The organism is Leclercia sp. LSNIH3 (genome assembly GCF_002935105.1).
Taxonomy (GTDB): Bacteria; Pseudomonadota; Gammaproteobacteria; order Enterobacterales; family Enterobacteriaceae; genus Enterobacter; species Enterobacter adecarboxylatus.
Window position 1 is genome coordinate 1,137,016 of the sequence record NZ_CP026387.1, and the last position, 19,303, is coordinate 1,156,318.

Genomic DNA, 19,303 nt, shown 5'->3' on the forward strand with positions numbered 1-19,303 from the left:
TTAAACTCCTGTCGCCCGGTGGCGTAGGTTTAACCCTCTTCCTGGGGAAGAGAGCCGGGGTGAGGACACCAGGCCCCACCCCGCCACGTCCGGGAAAGTGTTACTTATTCTTCGCTTCTAACGTCGCGAACCACGGGGCGATAAAGTCTTCGGTCTGGCCCCAGCCCGGGATGATTTTCCCTAATGACGCCACATTCACCGCGCCCGGCTGGGCCGACAGCAGCGCCTGCGGAATGGCCGCGGCTTTAAAGTCATAGGTTGCAGGCGTTGCTTCACCGGCAATCTTATTGGCGATCAGACGCACGTTGGTCGCACCAATCAGCTTCGGATCCACCGCCACGCTCACCACCCACGGACTGCCCGCCTCACGCATCAGCTGTAAATCCTGGTTGGAGATGTCGATACTGTAGAGTTTGATCTCCGTGCGGCCATTCTCTTTCAGGGCTTTATACGCGCCCTGGCTGAAGGCATCCCAGGTGCCCCAGATGGCGTCGATCTTACCTTTCGGGTATTTCGCCAGCACCGCGCCCACTTTGTTGGCGGTGTCACCCTGCACGTCGGAGGAGACCGCGCCGATGGACTCCAGCTCTTTGATACCCGGATTCTCTTTCAGTAGCGCCTGGTAGGCCGTCTGACGACGCTCCATCGGCGGGAAGCCAGCGACCCACAGCTTGATGATGTTGGCCTGGCCGTTGAAATCTTTCACCAGTTGGCCGAAGGAGAGATTGGTCAGGGAGGCATCATCCTGCTGCGTGACGGTCACGCCCGGGATCTCCCCGGTCACTGCGGTATCGAACACCGCCACTTTGATCCCGGCATCGACGGCTTTTTTCACCAGTGCGGTGGAGTACGGATCGCGCCCCTGAGAGAGAATAATGCCGTCATATTTCTGGGTGATCGCCTGGTTAACGAAGTCCTGGAATTTGGCGTCGTCGCCGTTGCTTAAAAAGGTGCTGACCTTAAAGCCGAGCTTTTTGCCTTCCTGGATCGCGCCCGCCACAAACTGGGTAGTGTTGTCGTCAGAGCCGAGGTTACGGATCACCGCGATGCGGATCTGTCCGTCGTGGTTGGCGATGGCCGCCGGCACCGGCGCAGGTGTTGCCGCATAGCCCGGCAGTGAACTCAGTAATCCCAGCGTCAGCAAAGAGAGTGCAACTTTTTTCATTTTAAATCCCGTCGTGTTGTTAGCGTTTTTGTACGTAGGTGATGGCCAGGGCAATCGCCAGCACCAGCCCTTTTATAATGTCCATGGCGTAATAGGGCACCGAGAGCATCACCAGCCCGTTAGAGAGCACCCCAAGGATGACCGCCCCCACCAGGGTGCCCAGCGCATTCGGTTTACCGGAACCGGCCAGCGAGAAGCCGATCCACGCCGCTGCCACCGCATCCATCAGGTAGCCACCGCCGGCATTCACCTGCGAGGAGCCAATACGCGAGGCCAGCAGAATGCCGCCGAGGCCCGCCAGCAGCGAAGCAATCACATAGGCGGCCACCTTGTAGCGGGTGGTACGAATGCCGGATAAGCGCGCCGCCTCCGGGTTGCCGCCAATCGCGTACATACGGCGTCCGTGGGTGGTCAGCGACAGCCCCAGTTGCGCCAGCAGAGTCACCGCCAGCATGATAATCACGATGGTCGGCACCTGCCCCAGCGCGCCAAAGGCCGCCGGGATGGTGCCCTCTGCCATGTCGCCGCTCGGCAGTACCATGTTTTCGGTAATCGACCCGCCATAGCTGTACGTCATCGCCACGCCCTGGATCACAAACAGACTGGCAAGCGTGGCGAGCATGTCAGGAATGCGCAGAATGACGATCAAGAAGGCGTTAAACAGCCCCACCAGCGTGCAGAGCGCGAGGGTGATCAGAATGGATTCGGTAGTGCCGAAGCCATGCCAGACAAACAGGGAGATCACCAGCGCATTGGCAAGCGATGCAGTGGAACCCACGGAGAGGTCAAACCCGCCAATGGTCAACGAGATCGAGACCCCGATAGCAATCACCGTCACAATCGCGATAGAGCGCAGAATGTTGATGATGTTGTTGGGATCGAGAAAGTTCTCTGACGCCACGCCGAAGATGGCTACCAGCGCCACCACCGTCAGCAACATGCCCCATTTATAGAGAAAATCGAAAATTTGCTGACGGCCAGACGCCGCCGCCGTCACTGAAAGGGCCTTGCTCACGACGCCGTTCCTCCGGTTGAATAATAAAGTAATGTCTCTTCGCGGGCGGTTGCCCCCTCGAGTTCCGCCACAATGCGTCCGTCCCACAGCACGCAGATGCGGTCGCACAGGCCCACCAGTTCGGCAAACTCACCCGAGGCATAAATCACCCCTTTGCCTTCCCGCGCCAGGCCATCAATCAGCCGGAACAGATCGGTTTTGGCCTTCACGTCCACCCCTTTGGTCGGCTCGTCGAAGATCAGCACCTGGGCGTTGCCGCGCAGCCATTTGCCGATCGCCACCTTTTGCTGGTTGCCGCCGGAAAGCCGACGCAGTACCTGCCCCGGACCGCGGGTGCGCACACCCACCCGGGCGATCACCTCTTCAGCCCAGCGCCACGCCTGGCGATGGCCGAACAGGCTCCAGCGCGAGAAACTGTTATCCGCGCTGACGGCGAGGTTCATGCTCACCGTCTCCTCGATAAAAATGCCCTCTTTACGCCGCTCTTCCGGCACCAGCGCCAGCCCACGCAGCACGGAGTCCGCCGGATCGCGCGGTCTCCACGGCTTATGATTCAGCTCGCCCTTTGTCACCTGGCTTTTGGTCGCGCCAAACAGCGCTTTGCAGAGTTCGGTTTTTCCCGCCCCGGCCAGCCCGGCAATCCCGAGGATTTCGCCCTTGCGCAGATGCAGGGAGATATCTTTCAGCAGCTTTTCATCATGCAGCCCCTCGACCCGCAGCAGCGTTTCATTGCTGTGTGGCGGGCGCGCAGGCGGATAGATATCGCTCAATTCATGGCCGAGCATCTTCTCGACGATCGCTTCTCCGCTGAGATCCGCCATCGGCCCGGACTCAATTAGCTTGCCGTCGCGCAGCACCGTTAAGGTGTCGCAGATCGCTTTCAGCTCATGGATCCGGTGGGAGATAAACACCACCCCGATCCCCTGCTGTTGCAGGCGTCGTACCACGGCAAACAGCCGCTCGCTCTCATGGGCATCCAGCGGCGCGGTGGGTTCATCCAGAATCAAAAACCGGCAGTGATGAGAGAGCGCACGGGCCAGCAGGATTTGCTGTTTTTCTGCCAGGGTGCAGCTGTCGATGGCACGGCGAACGTCGAGGGTGATGTCCAACTGCGCCAGCGCCTGCCGGGCCTGTTCGCGCAGTTTCCGCCAGTGAAAGCGGTGCCCCGGCTGCGCCAGATGATCGAGCATGATGTTTTCCGCAATGCTCAGGCCGGGGATCAGCGCCACGTCCACCTCCTGCTGCACCAGATGGATGCCCAGCTGTTTGGCATCCACCGGCTCACGAAGGGTGACGGGCTGGTTATTAATGCTGATTTCGCCTTCATAGCGCGCGTGCGTGCCGCACAGTACCGCCATCAGGGTGGATTTGCCGGCACCGTTCGCGCCCGTGAGCGCGTGTACCGATCCACCTGTCAGCGTGAAATCGACGCGCGACAACGCCTGAAAGCCAGAAAAAGCCAGGCTGATGCCGCGCATCTCGAGGCGACTGGTTAACATTCGCTGCGATCCCTTATCATTAATCTTTTGATTTATGGAATTTTTCACAGCCGGGTCTGGCTGGCAACGAAGGAAAAAGCATAAGATAAAGCAAAATAGTATTAGCCATCTGGATGTCTAGCCATAACATCAGGTTAGCGCTTCATAAAAAGGACACCATCATGAGCAACACCGATATCCGCGTCGTACCCGGTCCGGCCAACTACTACTCCCACCGCGGGGTACTTGCCCGTCTGGACGCTTTTTTTACCCCGGAGCAGCTCTCCCGGGCGGTATGGATTTACGGTGAACGCGCCCTTGCCGGTGCGCAACCCTTCCTGCCACAGAGCTTCCATGCAGAGGGCGCAAAACATCTGCTGTTTAAGGGCCACTGCAGCGAGCACGATGTGAGTCAGCTTGTGAACGCCTCCGGCACCGATCGCAGCGTGGTGATTGGCGTCGGCGGCGGTGCGCTGCTGGATACCGCCAAAGCGGTGGCGCGCCGTCTGGGCTTACCGGTGGTGGCCATTCCCACTATCGCCGCCACCTGTGCCGCCTGGACGCCGCTGTCGGTGTGGTACAACGATGCCGGGCAGGCGCTGCACTTTGAAATTTTTGACGATGCCAACTATCTGGTGCTGGTGGAGCCGGAAATTATCCTCAATGCCCCGGCGGAATACCTGCTGGCGGGGATCGGCGATACCCTGGCGAAATGGTATGAGGCGGTGGTACTCGCACCGCAGCCGGAGCTGTTGCCGCTGACGGTGCGCCTTGGCATCAACGGCGCGCTGGCGATCCGCGATGTCCTGCTCGAACACAGCGAGCAGGCGCTGGCCGATCAGACGCGCCGGGAGGTCACCCGGGAGTTTCATGATGTGGTGGATGCCATTATCGCCGGTGGCGGCATGGTCGGCGGGCTGGGGGAACGCTACACCCGCGTGGCGGCGGCCCATGCCGTGCATAACGGCTTAACGGTATTGCCGCAGACCGCGGCCTTCCTCCACGGCACCAAGGTGGCCTACGGCATTCTGGTGCAGAGCGCCCTGCTCGGCCAGGACGAGGTGCTGCGCGAGCTGGTCGCGGCTTACCAGCGCTTCAACCTGCCCACCACTCTGCGCGAGCTGGACGTGGATATCCACAACCGCGACGAACTGGATAAGGTGATCGCCCATACCCTGCGTCCGGTAGAGTCTATTCACGCCCTGCCCATCGCCCTGACGCCTGCGGTGCTGCACGCCGCGTTTGAGAAAGTGGAAAACTTCAGCCACCCGGCGGATTGACGCCGGGCAAACGCCCTCTATACCTAATGATGGTTCTCATTACTTTCGTGTTGAGGTCATCATGCAGATCGATTTAACAGGTAAGAAGGCGCTGGTCACCGGGGCCAGCCGGGGTTTAGGACGCGCGATTGCGCTCTCGCTGGCCCGGGCGGGGGCCGATGTGGTTATCACCTACGAGAAATCCACCGTGAAAGCCCAGGCCGTGGTCGATGAAATTGTGGCGCTGGGACGGCACGGCGAGGCGATTCAGGCCGACAGCGCCAGCGCAGAGGCCATTCAGAATGCCGTGACGCAGGCGGCGCGTACCCTGGGCGGGCTGGATATTCTGGTGAACAACGCCGGGATTGCGCGTGGTGGCCAGCTGGAGTCCATGACGCTGGCAGACATTGATGCCCTGATTAACGTCAATATTCGCGGGGTGGTGATCGCCATCCAGGCCGCGCTCATGCATATGTCCGACGGCGGACGCATCATCAACATCGGCAGCTGTCTGGCCAACCGCGTCGCCCAGCCGGGTATCGCGGTCTATTCAATGACCAAATCGGCGCTCAACTCCCTGACCCGGGGGCTGGCGCGTGACCTGGGGCCGCGCGGTATTACCGTCAATCTGGTCCACCCTGGCCCCACCAATAGCGATATGAACCCGGAGGATGGCGTGCAGGCTGAATCCCAACGTCAGCTCATTGCGACCGGTCATTACGGCCAGCCGGAAGATATCGCCGCGGCGGTCACCTTCCTTGCCAGCCCTGCCGCCGGGCAGATCTCCGGCACCGGCCTGGACGTGGACGGCGGTCTGAACGCCTGACGCCTCGTTGCAAAGATTGGGTAGGCCTCTGCCGTCTGGCAGAGGCGTTTTCATCTGGTCTGGAGGGTTAACAGCACTTGGCTCCGCCTTTAGCACCGTAACGGGCGTCCTGGCGATCGCGGAAGAAGGCTTCGTAGGTCATCGGGGTCTGATCGGGATGGTTGACCCGCATATGCTCAACGTAGTTGTCATAGTCCGGCACGCCGATCATCATTTTCGCGGCCTGGCCTAAGTATTTACCTGCTTTGGATAGGGTGTCGAACATCGCTTTTATCTCACAGGGAATAGAAGCCGGGTAGCGCTAGCGCCACCCGGCATTGTCTTTAATGCGCCCCTTTCGCCTGCGTCACACGCTCATCATAGTTAGCAGGCATCGGCTGATACGGCGTCTCTTTCGCGGTAGGTTTGTCCTGTTTCAGGGCAGCCATCGCGGTCTTCAGAGAATACAGCGCCAGCACCACAACCACCACCATAAAGAAGATGGTCAGCCCGGCATCCAGACGGTTATTAAACACCAGCTGTGACAGCTGCGACTCGGTGTACTGCGCCGGGATCTTGCCGCTGTCGATCATCGCCTGGAACTTGTTGGCGATCGCGAGGAAGCCCACTTTGGCATCACTGCTGAAGGCTTTCTGCCAGCCAGCGGTCAGGGTACAGATCAGCAGCCAGGCCGTCGGCACCAGGGCGACCCAGGCGTAACGCTGACGTTTCATCTTGAACAGCACCACCGCGCAGAGCATCAGCGCCATACCGGCCAGCATCTGGTTAGCAATACCGAACAGCGGCCACAGGGTGTTGATGCCGCCCAGCGGATCGACCACCCCCTGATGCAGGAAGTATCCCCACGCCAGCACGCAGAGTGCGGTCGCCAGCAGGTTGGCGGGAAGCGATTCGGTGCGTTTCAGCCCCGGAGAAATCACCCCCAGAAGATCCTGCAACATAAAGCGCGCCGCACGGGTCCCCGCATCTACCGCTGTCAGGATAAACAGCGCTTCAAACAGGATGGCAAAGTGATACCAGAACGACACATCCATCAGGCCGCCCAGCGCACCGTGCAGGATGTAGGCCATCCCCACCGCCAGGGTCGGAGCACCGCCCGCGCGCGAGATAATCGACTGCTCGCCCACTTCGTTGGCAATCTGGGCCAGGGTATCCGGGGTAATGGCAAAGCCCCAGCCGCTAACCACCTGCGCCGCAGAGGCCACCACGTCAGCCGTACCGGCGGGTGCCAGCACCGCAATCGGGCTGTTCATCGCAAAATAGACGCCCGGATCGATAATGCAGGCCGAGACCAGCGCCATAATGGCGACGAAGGACTCCATCAGCATGCCGCCATAGCCGATAAAGCAGGCCTGATTTTCATTGGCCAGCATCTTCGGCGTGGTGCCGGAGGCAATCAGCGCATGGAAGCCAGAGACCGCGCCACAGGCGATGGTGATAAACAGGAACGGGAACATGTTGCCGGACCAGACCGGGCCGGTGCCGTCGATAAACTTCGTCACCGCAGGCATGGTCAGGGTCGGACGCATAATCAGAATGCCGATCGCCAGCCCAACGATGGTGCCGATTTTCAGGAAGGTGGAGAGGTAGTCGCGCGGGGCCAGCAGCAGCCACACCGGCAGTACCGCCGCCACAAAGCCATAGCCCACCAGCATCCAGGTCAGCTGCACACCGGTATAGTCAAAGTACGGTGCCCAGGTAGGGCTTTCAGCCACCCAGCCGCCGGAAATAATGGCGAACACCAGGAAGAACAGCCCAATCACTGACACTTCGCCGATACGCCCCGGTCGCAGGTAGCGAATGTAGATCCCCATGAAAATCGCCAGCGGGATGGTAAAGGCGACGGTGTAGGTTCCCCACGGACTGTGGGTCAGGGCTTTCACCACGATCATCGCCAGTACCGCGAGGATAATCACCATGATCATGAAACAGGCCACCAGCGCAATCACCCCGGCAGTGGGTCCCATCTCCTCTTTCACCAGCTCCCCGAGCGAACGCCCGTCGCGGCGGGTGGAGACGAACAGCACCATAAAGTCCTGCACCGCCCCCGCCAGCACCACCCCGGCGAGGATCCAGATCATCCCCGGGAGATAGCCCATCTGCGCGGCCAGCACCGGCCCCACCAGCGGCCCGGCACCGGCGATGGCGGCAAAATGGTGACCAAAGAGCACTTTTTTGTCGGTCGGCACATAGTCCAGACCGTCGTTATGCCGCACCGCAGGCGTCATGCGCGTGGGATCGACAGAGAGCACGTTACGGGCAATAAACTTGCCGTAAAAACGATAGGCAATCAGATAGATACAGACCGCTGCAACCACTATCCACAGCGCATTGATCTGTTCCCCCCGGTTAAGGGCGATATAGCCCAGGGCAAAGGCTCCCACAACGGATAGCCCTGCCCATAAAAGGTATTTCCCTGAGTTATTCATAATGGTTGTCCGTTGTCGTGAAACAGTGGAATGTTACATTTTGTTTCTAGAACACCGCTTAAAATTTAACAACTTTAAAACGCAATAATGCGTGGTCAAACCAGAGATTTACACCACAGTGTTAAGCCGATCACTATTACTCTCCCCCTGCTCTGTCGCCGGTCACATTTTTATCTTTTTCATCCTGCAACGCCGTTACGAAATGATTTGTATCATCTTTTTTGCGCACAACCTCGCCAGAATGACCCTGCGCACCCGCGCACTTACAAGGAAAAGGATATGAATAGTTCACAACATCAGGAGTATAAGGTCGGGCCAGGCGCTTACTTTGCGCTGGCTTTCGCCGCCGTTTTCTTCTCTGGCCTGTTAGGGGGAAAAGAGTGGTACGGCGTATTTGATTTCACCACCCTCAACGGGGCGTTTGGCAAAGTGGTCAGCAAGGCCAGCCTGAACGATGGCACGCTCACCACCGCCACCAGCGCCTTTCGCGGTACGGGCGGCAGCGGTGCGATGGACGGATTTCTGTTCGCGCTCGGGCTGATTCCGGCCGTCATGTTTGCGCTCGGCATGATCAACGTGCTGGAGCATTACGGCGCGCTGCGTGCCGCCCGCAAGCTGTTAACCCCCTTGCTGCGCCCGCTGCTGGGCATCCCTGGCACCGCCGGGCTGGCGCTGATTGGCAGCCTGCAAAGCACGGACGTCGGTGCCTCCCTCACGCGTAATCTGGCCGATGAAGGGCAAATCAGCGAAACGGAAAAAGACGTTTTCGCCATGTTCCAGTTTTCCGCTGGCGCGATGATCACCAACTTCTTCTCCTCCGGTGCCATTCTGTTCACGCTGGTGGCCGTCGATGGCACAGCGGCGGTGCCCGCCTCAATTGGGGCCTGCATCGCAGTGATGTTCATCATGAAAATCGTCGGCGCAAACCTGCTGCGTCTGATCCTGGCCTTTACCGGAAAAAACACCGCTGAATCACCACAGGCAAAAGGAGAAGCCGCATGAGTGCGCCACAATCCAATCCCGTTATTACCGATGTGTTCGTCGAAGGGGCGCGTAAAGGCTGGGGGATCGCCACCAGCAGTACCCTGCCCAATGTGGTAATGGCATTTATCATCATCAAAGCCCTGGAGATCACCGGCGCGCTGAAAGGCCTGGGCATGATCTTCGCGCCGTTAATGGGCCTGTTTGGCCTGCCGGGCGAAGCAGCCGCCGTGCTGATCGGTGGCTGGATGTCGATGGGCGGCGGCATCGGTGTCGCCATTGGCCTTTTTGATAAAGGCATCCTGACCGGGGAGCATCTGGCCATCCTCGCCCCGGCTATCTATCTGATGGGCTCCCAGGTGCAGTATCTGGGCCGCATTCTGGGTGTGATTGGCACCCGCGCCAAACGCATTCCGCTGATGATCGCCCTTTCGGTGGTCAACGCTTTCTTAGCCATGCTGCTGATGCGCATTATTCTCTGAACAGGACGTAACCATGAATCTTGACCACTATATTGAAGAACTCAAAACCCTGGTGAACGTGGACTGCGGCACCCAGACCATCGCAGGCGTCGCCACCGTCGCAGGCATCATGCAGACGCTGTGGCAACGCGAAGGCTGGCACACCGAGCAGGTTAATTTGGGTGATAACGTCGGCCCGGGCCTCTTCGTCAGCAATAAGCCGCACGCAGAGCAGTTTGACGTTCTGCTGGTGGGCCACCTCGATACCGTCTTTGCCCCCGGCACCGTAGCCGAACGTCCGCTGAGTGAAGACGATACTCGCCTGTACGGCCCTGGCGTCTCCGACATGAAAAGTGGATTGCTGAACATCCTCTGGGCGATGCGCGGGCTGGACGCGGCGGATAAGGATCGCCTGGCGATTGCCGTGGCAATGAACCCGGACGAAGAGACCGGCTCGGTCTACTCCCACGAATGGATTGGCGAACTGGCTAAACGCGCCCGCTGCGTGCTGGTGTGTGAAGCGGCACGTGCCGACGGTTCCCTGGTCAAAGCGCGCAAAGGCATGGCGGGCTACCACCTCACCTTTAGCGGCGTGGCGGCGCATGCGGGTAACGATCCGGAAAAAGGCCGCTCGGCGATTACCGCCCTGGCGCATGCTGTGACCGCCATTAACGCGCTCACCGACTGGGATCGCGGCACCACGCTGAACGTCGGCGTGATTCACGGCGGCAGCGCGGCCAACGTGGTGGCGGATAGCGCCGTTGCCGAACTCGACGTGCGTTTCTGGGAAAACGACGAGTACGACCGGGTCAATCAGGCGCTGGAAGCCCTGTGTGAAAAAGGATTTTTAGAGGGCGTCACCACCTCGCTGACGCGCGTCAACCACAAGCCAGCCATGGCAGCGAGTGAAGCCACGCAGGGTCTGATGCAGCTCGTTGAGAACGCAGGCAAAGAAGAGGATATCGCCATCACCTGGCAGGCGGTGGGTGGCGGCAGCGATGCCAACCACACTGCCGCGCTCGGCATTCCGACCCTCGACGGCCTGGGGCCGATTGGGGCAGGCTTCCACAGCCCGGCGGAGTGGCTGGATAAGGCGTCGATTGCGCCGCGGATTCGGTTGCTGAAGCGGATTGTGTCGATGCTGTAAGCGCATTTCCCCCTCACCCCGGCCCTCTCCCCGCAGGGGAGAGGGGGAAAACAGTGCTCCGATCTCTCCCCCATCCCCGCAGGGGAGAGGGGAAAACAGTGCTCAGATCTCTCCCCTATCCCCTCAGGGGAGAGGGAGAAAACAGTGCTCATATCTACCCCTATCCCCACAGGAGAAAGGGGGAAAACAGTACTCAGATCTATTCCCTCTCCCCGCAGGAGAGAGGGGAAAAACAGTGCTCAGATCTCTCCCCTACCCCCGCAGGGGAGAGGGAGAAAACAGTGCTCAGATCTTTCCCCCATCCCCGCAGGGGAGAGGGAAAAACAGTGCTCAGATCTATCCCCTCTCCCCTCCGGGGAGAGGGTTAGGGTGAGGGGCAACTCTGCCTCCCTCACCCCAGCACCATCGTACTCAACCGACAGGTACAGCAGCGCCTTCCCTGCTCGTCATACACCACGATCTCCCAGCTCTGGCTGGTGCGACCGAGGTGCAGCGGCTGGCACACGCCGCGCACATTTCCCTGCGACACCGCCCGATGGTGCGTCGCGTTCAGCTCCGTGCCTACCACGCTCTGCCCATCACGGGTCATCAGGAACCCGGCCATCGACCCCAGCGTCTCCGCCAGCGCCGCCGATGCGCCGCCGTGGAGCAGGCCAAACGGCTGATGGGTGCGGGCATCCACCGGCATCTCGGCTTCGAGGGTGTCGTCGCCAATCCGGGTGTAGACGATCCCCAGATGCGCCACCATGGTGTTGAGGCTGGAGCGGTTTAATTCCTCCAGCGACAGATGTCGTTTCCAGATCATCTAGGCCCCCAGCGTCGAGCCGCCATCCACCACGATATCCTGCAAGGTGATATGGCTGGCGAGGTCGGAAGCGAGGAACAGTACAGTGCTGGCAATCTCCTCAGGACGGGCGATTTTACCCAGCGGAATGCCGAGCTTGAACTGCTCGCCAAAGCCGCGAATACGCTGCTGCTCGGCGTCATCACTCACCCACAGGGTGCGCTGCATGTCGGTGTCGGTGGATCCCGGCGACACCAGATTACAGCGCACGCCGCTGCCCGCCAGCTCAAGGCCGACGGTCAGGGCCAGGCTTTTCAGCGCCGCCTTCGACGCCCCGTAGGCGCTCATCCCGAGGCGCGGGGTGTGTGCCGCGTCAGAGGCCACGGTGACAATCGCCCCGCCCTGCTGACGGCGGAACTGCCCCATCGTCTGCTGGAACAGGTTAAACGCCCCGCCAACGTTGACCGCGAAGGTCTGCTGCCAGTCGTCCTGCGAGAGCTGGTCAGTCGCCCCCATCCGCAGGATCCCTGCTGCATTCACCAGCACATCCAGACGATCGACCGAAGCCAGCAAACGCCCGCAGACCTCGCTCACCTGCGCAGCGTCCGCCACGTTCAGCACTTCGGTGGTAAAGGGATAGCTCGCCTGCGGGAAGGCCACGTCAAAGCCCGTCACCCGGGCGCCCGCCTCTGCGAACGCCACCGCGGTGGCGTAACCGATGCCTTTCCCGGCCCCGGTCACCCAGACGGTTTTCCCCGCAAAATCGAACGTAGCCATTATTTCACCTCGCGGGAGAGCAGCGCCCACCAGGCATCCAGCGTCGGGTTTTTCGCCAGCATCACAAAGTCGATATCGCCATGCACTTTGCGCCAGCGCGCCGCCAGGGCCATCATGCGTACCGAATCCAGACCGTAGTCGATCAGGTTTTCATCATCCATCGGTTCGTCGGACTCGTCCAGCAGGGGCAGGATCGCCTCGCGCAGCGCCGCTTTACTGGCGGGCACTGACGGCAGCAGTTCGTCGGTGGTCACCACGCGCCCGGAACGACCGGCCACGTACTTGAGCGACATCAGATGCTCATCCCGGGTGAAATCCGCCAGCGCATCGGCGACGAAGAACGGCTGGATGTCGCGCATAAAGGCGTCGGTCGCGGTGGTCATGCAGCCGATGTGGGCGTACACGCCGGTGATGATCAACTGGTCGCGCCCGCTGTCTTTCAGCATCTGCTCCAGCGGCGAGCGGTGAAACGCGCTGTAGCGCCACTTCACCAGCACGGTGTCTGCTTCGTCCGGGGTCAGTTCAGCGACAATGCGCTGCTGCTCCGGGGAACGGGTCAGGCCCGGTCCCCACATGTCGTTCAGCAGAGCGCGGTCTTCATCGCTCTGCTCTTTCGGCTGGGCGGTGTAATAGACCGGGATCCCCTGCTGCTTGCAATAGTCGCGCAGACGGGCGATGTTCGCCACCACCTGCGCCATCATCGGACAGTTATCGCCCCAGAAGTTAAGAAAATACTCCTGCATATCGTGGATCAGCAGCGCGGCGCGCGCGGGCTCCATGGTCCAGCTCACTTTATTGCTGGGCAGATCTGCCGCGCCTGGCAGCGCATAACCGGTTAATTTTGGAATTGCCATCGTTTGCTCCTCAGCCCTGCGCCCGTTCGGCCAGCCACAGGCGTAATTGTTTTTTATCGACTTTGCCTACCGGCGTCAGCGGCAGTGCGTCCAGGCACTCCACGCGATCCGGCAGTTTGAATTCAGCCACGCCCTGCTCGCGCAGGAAGCGGCGCACGTCAACTGCACGCAGGGGCTGTTTCACCACCAGATACGCGCAGCTCTTCTCGCCCAGCAGGCTGTCCTCCATGCTGACCAGCGCGGCGTGGATCACCGCCTCGTGGCGCAGGAGCAGGTTTTCCACCTCTTCGGCGGCGATCTTCTCCCCGCCGCGGTTGATCTGATCTTTCTCGCGCCCCTGCACGGTGATGTAACCCTGCTCGTCAATGGCGATCAGATCCCCGGAGCAGTAAAAGCCGTTCGCGTCAAAGGCGCTGGCGTTATGCTCCGGGCTTTTGTAGTAGCCGCGGAAGGTGTACGGCCCGCGGGTCATCAGACGCCCGACCTCACCGCGCGGCAGCGGATTACCGTTCTCATCGGCTACCCACACTTCATCATCCGGGCACATCGGACGGCCCTGGGTATTCATGATGCGTTCCGGGGTGTCATCCAGGGCGGTGTAGTTCACCAGCCCTTCCGCCATCCCAAAGACCTGCTGGAGCTGGCAGCCCATCTCTGCCGGAATGCGGGCAGCCAGCGTGGCGGAAAGCCGCGCCCCGCCCACCTGCAACAGTTGCAGCGACGCCAGTTGGGCATTGCCTGCGCCTTCGGTAATGGCCTGCAGCCACAGGCTTACCGCTGGCGGCACCAGCGAGGTGACGGTGATACGATGCTGTTCAATCAGCGGGAAGCAGAGCGTGGCGCTCGGATCGTGCGCCAATACCACGCAGCCACCGGCCATAAAGATCCCCAGCGAGCCGGGGGAACTCATCGCAAAGTTGTGGGCAGCAGGCAGCGCGTTCAGGTAGCGGGTATCCGCGGTGATGCCGCAGATCTCGTTACTGCGGCGAATGCTGTAGTAATAGTCGTTATGGGTGCGCGGGATCAGCTTCGGCGTGCCGGTACTGCCGCCGGAGAGCTGGAAGAACGCCACCTCATCGGCCGGGGTCGGGCTGGCGATAAAGTTTTCTGCCGGACGGGCAGTGGCCGCTTCCAGCCCTTCGCCGCGCAGCAGCGCCACGCGCACGGAGGGGTGCTGATCCCTGAAGGTGTTAAGGAAATCGTCGCCAGCAAACAGGCTATGCGCCCGGTCAGCAATCAGCAGCGTCGGTTCAATCTGGGTGGCGTAGGCGTTCAGTTCGCTGCGCTGGTGGCTAAAGAGCGCATTCACCGGGGCCACGCCCACCTGCAACAGCGCGAAAAAGGTGATGTAGAACTCCGCGACGTTACCCAACTGCACCAGAGCGGTTTCACCCCGCTGGATCCCCTGCGCCTGCAACGCTGCCGCGAGGTTATTGACGGACTGCTGGAACTGGCGGTACGTCAAGCGGCGTTCGCCGTCGATAATCGCCAGCGCATCGCTGTCAGCATGGCGGGTCAGAATGTCCGTCAGGGGCAGATCCTGCCAGTAACCTTTTTCACGATAGCGACGGGCGAAGTCGTCGGGCCAGCGGGTAAAGGGAAGGGTCATGATTAATCCTTAATGCAAGCCAAAAACATTGAGCATGGTGGTCAGTTTGACGCCGGTTTCGCGCCACTCGGCAACCGGTGAGGAGGCAGGCACAATCCCGGCACCGGCAAACAGGCGCACACGGTTGGCGTGAAGGCGCGCGCAGCGGATGGTCACCACCCACTCGCCGTTGCCTTCACTGTCGCACCAGCCGACGATTCCGCCGAAGAGTTCACGGTCGAACGGCTCCAGCTCGGCAATCAACGCTTTCGCCGCCTGGTGCGGGAAGCCGCTCAGGGCCGGAGTCGGGTGCAGCAGACAGGCCAGGGTCAGGGCGTTTTCATCTTCACGCGCTTCGCCCTCTACCGGGGTGGCGAGGTGCCACAGGGTCGGGGTGGTCACTAACTGCGGCGAAGCGGGCATAGTCAGCTGGTGGCTGCGCGGGGCGAGCACCGCCTTCATCGCCTGGGTGACCAGGTCATGTTCATGACGATCTTTTGCCGAAGCCAGCAGCTTGTTGCCCGCCTCACGATCGAGCATATCGTCCGGCTGACGACGCGCGGAACCGGCCAGCGGCAGGGAGCTAAAGTGAGCCCCCTCTTTACGCAGCAGCAGTTCCGGGCTGGCGCCAAGCAGTACCCCGCCATCCTCCAGCGGGACGTGGAAGTTGAAGCTGGCCGGGTTCTGGGCAATCAGTTTTTCCAGCAGCACGCTGCTGTCGAGGTTCTCTTCGGTGGCGATGTCGATCAGGCGCGACAGCACCACTTTATTCACGCGCGGCGTCGCCGTCAGGGCGGCGGCGCGGGCCACCATCTCTTCAAAGGCTAACTGGGCCGGGATCTCGGTGCGGGATTTCACCGTCAGCGGCGGCGTCTGGGTCGCATAACGGGCAGACTGCTGGCGTGCCGGACGGGCAAAATTTTGCGATGTTTGCGGAATGAACAGCGACGACGGCTGGCGGGTATCAAAGGGGATCGCCCCCACCATCACCGGGTTAGCAATCCCGGCGGCTTTAGCATCGGCAAAGGCCTGGGCGAGCTGTTGCTGGAAGGGGCTTGCCGGATCGTCGCCGCCCACGGCAGGGGTGGAAAAACGGCGAAAACAACCCGACGTGGTAAAACTGCGATAAGGCGACATAAAAAAGAAGCTGTCTTTTTGCAGCCGGGTCGCGTTGTGCTGAATGTCCTCAGCCAGTGACGTATCCATATCATCCTCCTGAAATGATAAAAGCAGTAAGAATTATTATCATTTATATTTTCGCTGGCTAACCTAATCCCAGAGCGCGATGGTGTCAACCGATGAGCGCGCAACTTGTGCGACTATCGCTTGCATCCCTACGGTTCATTTATGAAAATGAGAAGCATTAACTTCAACAAAAACAGGATGCCCCTTAGTGAAACTGCCCGCTGTTTGTCGTAACACCCTGCTTTTAACCGGACTTTTAATTTCAGGATTAACCTCAGCGCTCGCCGCCGACTGGCCGCGTCAGGTCACGGACAGCCACGGAACCCACACGCTTGAGAGCAAACCGACGCGAATTGTCTCCACCAGTGTGACCCTTACCGGCTCGCTGCTGGCGATTGATGCCCCGGTGATCGCCAGCGGAGCCACGACGCCAAACAATCGGGTGGCCGACGATCAGGGCTTTTTGCGCCAGTGGGGCGAGGTGGCAAAACAGCGTAAGCTTGCGCGCCTGTATATTGGCGAGCCGAGCGCAGAAGCCGTAGCCGCCCAGATGCCGGATCTGATCCTGGTCAGCGCCACCGGGGGAGATTCAGCCCTGGCGCTGTACGATCAGCTGTCGGCCATCGCCCCGACGCTGCTCATCAACTACGACGATAAAAGCTGGCAGGCGCTGCTGACCCAACTGGGCACCATCACCGGCCAGGAGAAGCAGGCCGCGGCGCGGATTGCCGAATTTGATAAACAGCTCACCCGGGTGAAGCAGCAGCTGAAACAGCCGCCGCAGCCGGTGAATGCCATCGTCTACACCGCCGCGGCCCACAGCGCCAACCTGTGGACCGCCGAGTCGGCCCAGGGCAAGCTGCTGCAACAGCTGGGCTTCTCTCTGGCTCCTCTGCCCGCCGGGCTGAACGCCTCGCAGAGCCAGGGCAAGCGCCACGACATTGTGCAGTTAGGGGGAGAAAACCTGGCGACCGGGCTGAATGGCGAAGGGCTGTTCCTGTTTGCCGGGGGTCAGAAGGATGTGGATGCTATCTACGCCAACCCGCTGCTGGCCCATCTGCCGGCGGTACAAAACAAACGCGTCTGGGCGCTGGGGACAGAGACATTCCGACTGGATTACTACAGTGCGATGCGGGTGCTGGATCGTTTAGAGGGGTTGTTTAAGTAAGGGCACAGACCGCCTCCCTCTCCTGATATTGGCACGGTCGGCCCCCTCTCCTCTTTGGGGAGAGGGTTGGGGTGAGGGGGAACATGCGGCTTCCTGTGGGCTGAGGGATCTCCACTAAAAATTGGCCCGGTCGGCCCCCTCTCCTGATATTGGCACGGTCGACCCCCTCTCCTCTTTGGGGAGAGGGCTGGGGTGAGGGGGAACATGCGGCTTCCTGTGGGCTGAGGGATCTCCACTAAAAATGGGCCCGGTCGGCTCCCTCTCCTGATATTGGCACGGTCGGCCCCCTCTCCTCTTTGGGGAGAGGGCTGGGGTGAGGGGGAACATGCGACTCAGGTGGCGGTTCCGTCAAAAAAATGGGCCCGGTCGGCTTCCTCTCCTGATATTGGCATGGTCGGCTCCCTCTCCTCTTTTGGGAGAGGGTTGGGGTGAGAGGGAACATGCGACCTCCCTGTGGGCTGAGGGATCCCTACAACAAATTGGCACGGTCGGCTCCCTCTCCCCTTTGGGGAGAGGGTTGGGGTGAGGGGAACATGCGACTCAGGTGGTGGTTCCGTTCACCTTACGTTCTGCACTTCTCTGTCAGGCGCGTCACCCGTGAACGTGCCAGGGGGGCTCGCCGCCTCCCCCCTGGCTACCCCGGCTCCCGGCAAAGAAAATCGCCGCTTCGCGGTGCACTCAGCTTATTCCTCCAGGCTTTCGGGTCGGGCACCAGCCTGCATCCATGCAGGCTATGCCCTCTCGGCGCGTCCCTGCGCCTCGCCCCGGCCTTACGGAAACGCTTCGTCGATTTTCAGCCGGACAGCGGAGTCGCTATAAGTCGTTTAAAATATTGTGATTATTTCATTGCTGTAAGGGCAATAAAAATACTGGGGATCCCTCAGCCTACACGGAGAGGAAGAAAACCACCGCCCGGCACATTCCCGCTACACCGTAGCTGGCGCCTGCCGGAACCGGCGCAACTCGGCTAACACCACCAACAACATCGCCCCGACGATGGCCAGCACAAATCCGCTGCTGCTGGCCGACGCCACCGGGGTCATGATCACCCCCAGCCCGCCCAGAATGGCGGCACCAATCGCATCCCCCGTCACGTTCTGCGCCGTCCACAGGCCGTTGATGCGCCCGAGCATCGCTTCCGGGGTCTGGGTCTGGATCAGGGTGTATTGCAGCAGCGAGCTGACCGCACTCAGCCAGCCGAACAGGGCCAGACAGATCACCCCCAGCGCCCAGACCGGCATCAGGCTGAAGAAGCCAATCGCAATAAACGAGGCCAGGGTCGCCAGTAGCATAATCAACCCTGGACGGGCACTCTGTGCAAGGTTGCCGCTGGTCAGGGCGCCAAACGCCGCCCCCAGAGGAATGGCGGCATACAGCAGACCAATCTGCGACACGCTCATCTGCCATTCCATCGCCAGCGCCGGATAGAGTACCCGCACCGCGCTCGCCATCGTCAGTAACCCGCCCAGCAGGGCGATACCGCCAATCAGCGGATTGCTGAACAGAAAACGGATCGCCGCCAGCAAGGATTTAAGCGGATGTTCACGCGGCTGCGGCGGTGGCGGCAGTAAAGGCAGACGCAGCAGGGTTAAGGTGGTGATAAACGTGCCCGCCGCTGCCAGGCCGTAGTTCCAGGCCACGTTGCCGGTGCCGAGCAATAACCCTCCCACCATCGGCGAGATCACCGATCCCAGGCGCACGGTCAGCATGGTAATGGCCCCGGCCTGCATCAGGTTTTCGCGCCCCACCAGCGCTGGCGTTGCCGCCAACAGCGCCGTCACGCCGAGCGAGGCGAAAAAGCCGTCCCACAGGCCGAGAAGGTAAATGGCGATTAACGACGGCTCCGGCAGTATCGCGTTCAGACACAGGCCGACAAACCCCACGCCGCACGTGCCGCGCGCCAGCAGAATCAGCTTTTTACGCTCGTAGCGATCCGCCAGCACCCCGCCGACCATCAGGCCAATAAACATCGCCCCGCCGGTCAGGGTGACGGATAGCCCCACCAGCCAGCTGGAGTGGGTCATCGCCTGGATTTGGACCGGAACGGCCACGCCGAGCAGGCCAAGGGATAAAATGGAGATAAAACGGGCAATAAAAATAGCACGAAACGCCGGATGAGTCTTCAGCAGGCTCAGATTGAGCAGCCAGGATTGTCGGGTCATTACAAAGCCTTAATGGTTTCTTTT

General features: G+C 60.8%; 17 protein-coding genes. 6 read left to right on the plus strand and 11 right to left on the minus strand.

Features of this window, described 5'->3' with window-relative positions:
* Positions 1-100: 100 nt before the first annotated feature.
* The 3 genes from C3F35_RS05570 to C3F35_RS05580 are packed head-to-tail and all read right to left on the minus strand — an operon-like array spanning position 101 to position 3,679.
* Complete coding sequence (locus C3F35_RS05570; RefSeq protein WP_077227977.1) at positions 101-1,165, minus strand: sugar ABC transporter substrate-binding protein; 1,065 nt, start codon at positions 1,163-1,165, stop codon at positions 101-103.
* Positions 1,166-1,184: 19 nt separating this feature from the next.
* On the minus strand, positions 1,185-2,180 hold the full coding sequence (locus C3F35_RS05575) for an ABC transporter permease (RefSeq protein ID WP_032616998.1): 996 nt from the start codon (positions 2,178-2,180) through the stop codon (positions 1,185-1,187).
* Positions 2,177-3,679, minus strand: coding sequence for a sugar ABC transporter ATP-binding protein (locus tag C3F35_RS05580; protein ID WP_103791896.1), 1,503 nt, complete (start codon positions 3,677-3,679; stop codon positions 2,177-2,179). The genes C3F35_RS05575 and C3F35_RS05580 overlap by 4 nt, the downstream gene beginning before the upstream one ends.
* Before the next feature lie 161 nt (positions 3,680-3,840).
* On the opposite strand from C3F35_RS05580, the gene C3F35_RS05585 reads away from it, so the two are divergent.
* The gene (locus tag C3F35_RS05585; protein WP_059308533.1) at positions 3,841-4,938 is read left to right on the plus strand and encodes an oxidoreductase; all 1,098 of its coding nucleotides are present in this window, start codon (positions 3,841-3,843) and stop codon (positions 4,936-4,938) included.
* Positions 4,939-4,999: 61 nt separating this feature from the next.
* On the plus strand, positions 5,000-5,743 hold the full coding sequence (locus tag C3F35_RS05590; RefSeq protein ID WP_103791895.1) for an SDR family NAD(P)-dependent oxidoreductase: 744 nt from the start codon (positions 5,000-5,002) through the stop codon (positions 5,741-5,743).
* 67 nt (positions 5,744-5,810) lie between these two features.
* On the opposite strand, the gene C3F35_RS05595 is transcribed toward C3F35_RS05590, so the two are convergent.
* Together C3F35_RS05595 and cstA are read right to left on the minus strand one after the other, a co-directional pair.
* On the minus strand, positions 5,811-6,008 hold the full coding sequence (locus tag C3F35_RS05595) for a YbdD/YjiX family protein (protein WP_032616994.1): 198 nt from the start codon (positions 6,006-6,008) through the stop codon (positions 5,811-5,813).
* A 58-nt stretch (positions 6,009-6,066) separates the two neighbouring features.
* Entirely contained in the window at positions 6,067-8,172 is a 2,106-nt protein-coding gene (gene cstA, locus C3F35_RS05600) for a pyruvate/proton symporter CstA (RefSeq protein WP_059308535.1), read from the minus strand.
* A gap of 279 nt (positions 8,173-8,451) precedes the next feature.
* Here cstA and C3F35_RS05605 point away from each other — a divergent pair, with 279 nt between their 5' ends.
* The 3 genes from C3F35_RS05605 to C3F35_RS05615 are packed head-to-tail and all read left to right on the plus strand — an operon-like array spanning position 8,452 to position 10,761.
* Positions 8,452-9,174 (plus strand): nucleoside recognition domain-containing protein, encoded by a 723-nt coding sequence (locus C3F35_RS05605; RefSeq protein WP_059308536.1) that lies wholly within the window; start codon positions 8,452-8,454, stop codon positions 9,172-9,174.
* Positions 9,171-9,635 (plus strand): YjiG family protein, encoded by a 465-nt coding sequence (locus C3F35_RS05610; RefSeq protein WP_032616991.1) that lies wholly within the window; start codon positions 9,171-9,173, stop codon positions 9,633-9,635. Before C3F35_RS05605 ends, C3F35_RS05610 begins: the two co-directional genes overlap by 4 nt.
* Before the next feature lie 13 nt (positions 9,636-9,648).
* Positions 9,649-10,761 (plus strand): M20 family metallopeptidase, encoded by a 1,113-nt coding sequence (locus C3F35_RS05615; protein ID WP_103791894.1) that lies wholly within the window; start codon positions 9,649-9,651, stop codon positions 10,759-10,761.
* Between the two features lie 391 nt (positions 10,762-11,152).
* Here the strand turns inward: C3F35_RS05615 and entH are convergent, their stop codons facing one another.
* The 5 genes from entH to entC are packed head-to-tail and all read right to left on the minus strand — an operon-like array spanning position 11,153 to position 15,970.
* Positions 11,153-11,566 carry a proofreading thioesterase EntH gene (gene entH / locus C3F35_RS05620; RefSeq protein ID WP_103791893.1) on the minus strand — a complete coding sequence of 138 codons (414 nt, stop codon included), beginning with the start codon at positions 11,564-11,566 and terminating at the stop codon, positions 11,153-11,155.
* The gene (gene entA, locus C3F35_RS05625) at positions 11,567-12,322 is read right to left on the minus strand and encodes a 2,3-dihydro-2,3-dihydroxybenzoate dehydrogenase EntA (RefSeq protein ID WP_032616988.1); all 756 of its coding nucleotides are present in this window, start codon (positions 12,320-12,322) and stop codon (positions 11,567-11,569) included.
* Positions 12,322-13,176, minus strand: a complete 855-nt coding sequence (locus C3F35_RS05630; RefSeq protein ID WP_032616987.1) for an isochorismatase — start codon at positions 13,174-13,176, stop codon at positions 12,322-12,324. The genes entA and C3F35_RS05630 overlap by 1 nt, the downstream gene beginning before the upstream one ends.
* Positions 13,177-13,186: 10 nt before the next feature.
* A complete protein-coding gene (entE, locus tag C3F35_RS05635; protein WP_103791892.1) occupies positions 13,187-14,785 on the minus strand; it encodes a (2,3-dihydroxybenzoyl)adenylate synthase EntE in 1,599 nt (532 codons plus the stop codon).
* A gap of 9 nt (positions 14,786-14,794) precedes the next feature.
* Positions 14,795-15,970, minus strand: coding sequence for an isochorismate synthase EntC (gene entC / locus C3F35_RS05640; RefSeq protein ID WP_077227982.1), 1,176 nt, complete (start codon positions 15,968-15,970; stop codon positions 14,795-14,797).
* A gap of 187 nt (positions 15,971-16,157) precedes the next feature.
* Here entC and fepB point away from each other — a divergent pair, with 187 nt between their 5' ends.
* On the plus strand, positions 16,158-17,117 hold the full coding sequence (gene fepB / locus C3F35_RS05645; protein WP_103791891.1) for a Fe2+-enterobactin ABC transporter substrate-binding protein: 960 nt from the start codon (positions 16,158-16,160) through the stop codon (positions 17,115-17,117).
* A 926-nt stretch (positions 17,118-18,043) separates the two neighbouring features.
* On the opposite strand, the gene entS is transcribed toward fepB, so the two are convergent.
* A complete protein-coding gene (gene entS / locus C3F35_RS05650; protein ID WP_103791890.1) occupies positions 18,044-19,279 on the minus strand; it encodes an enterobactin transporter EntS in 1,236 nt (411 codons plus the stop codon).
* Positions 19,280-19,303: the final 24 nt, after the last annotated feature.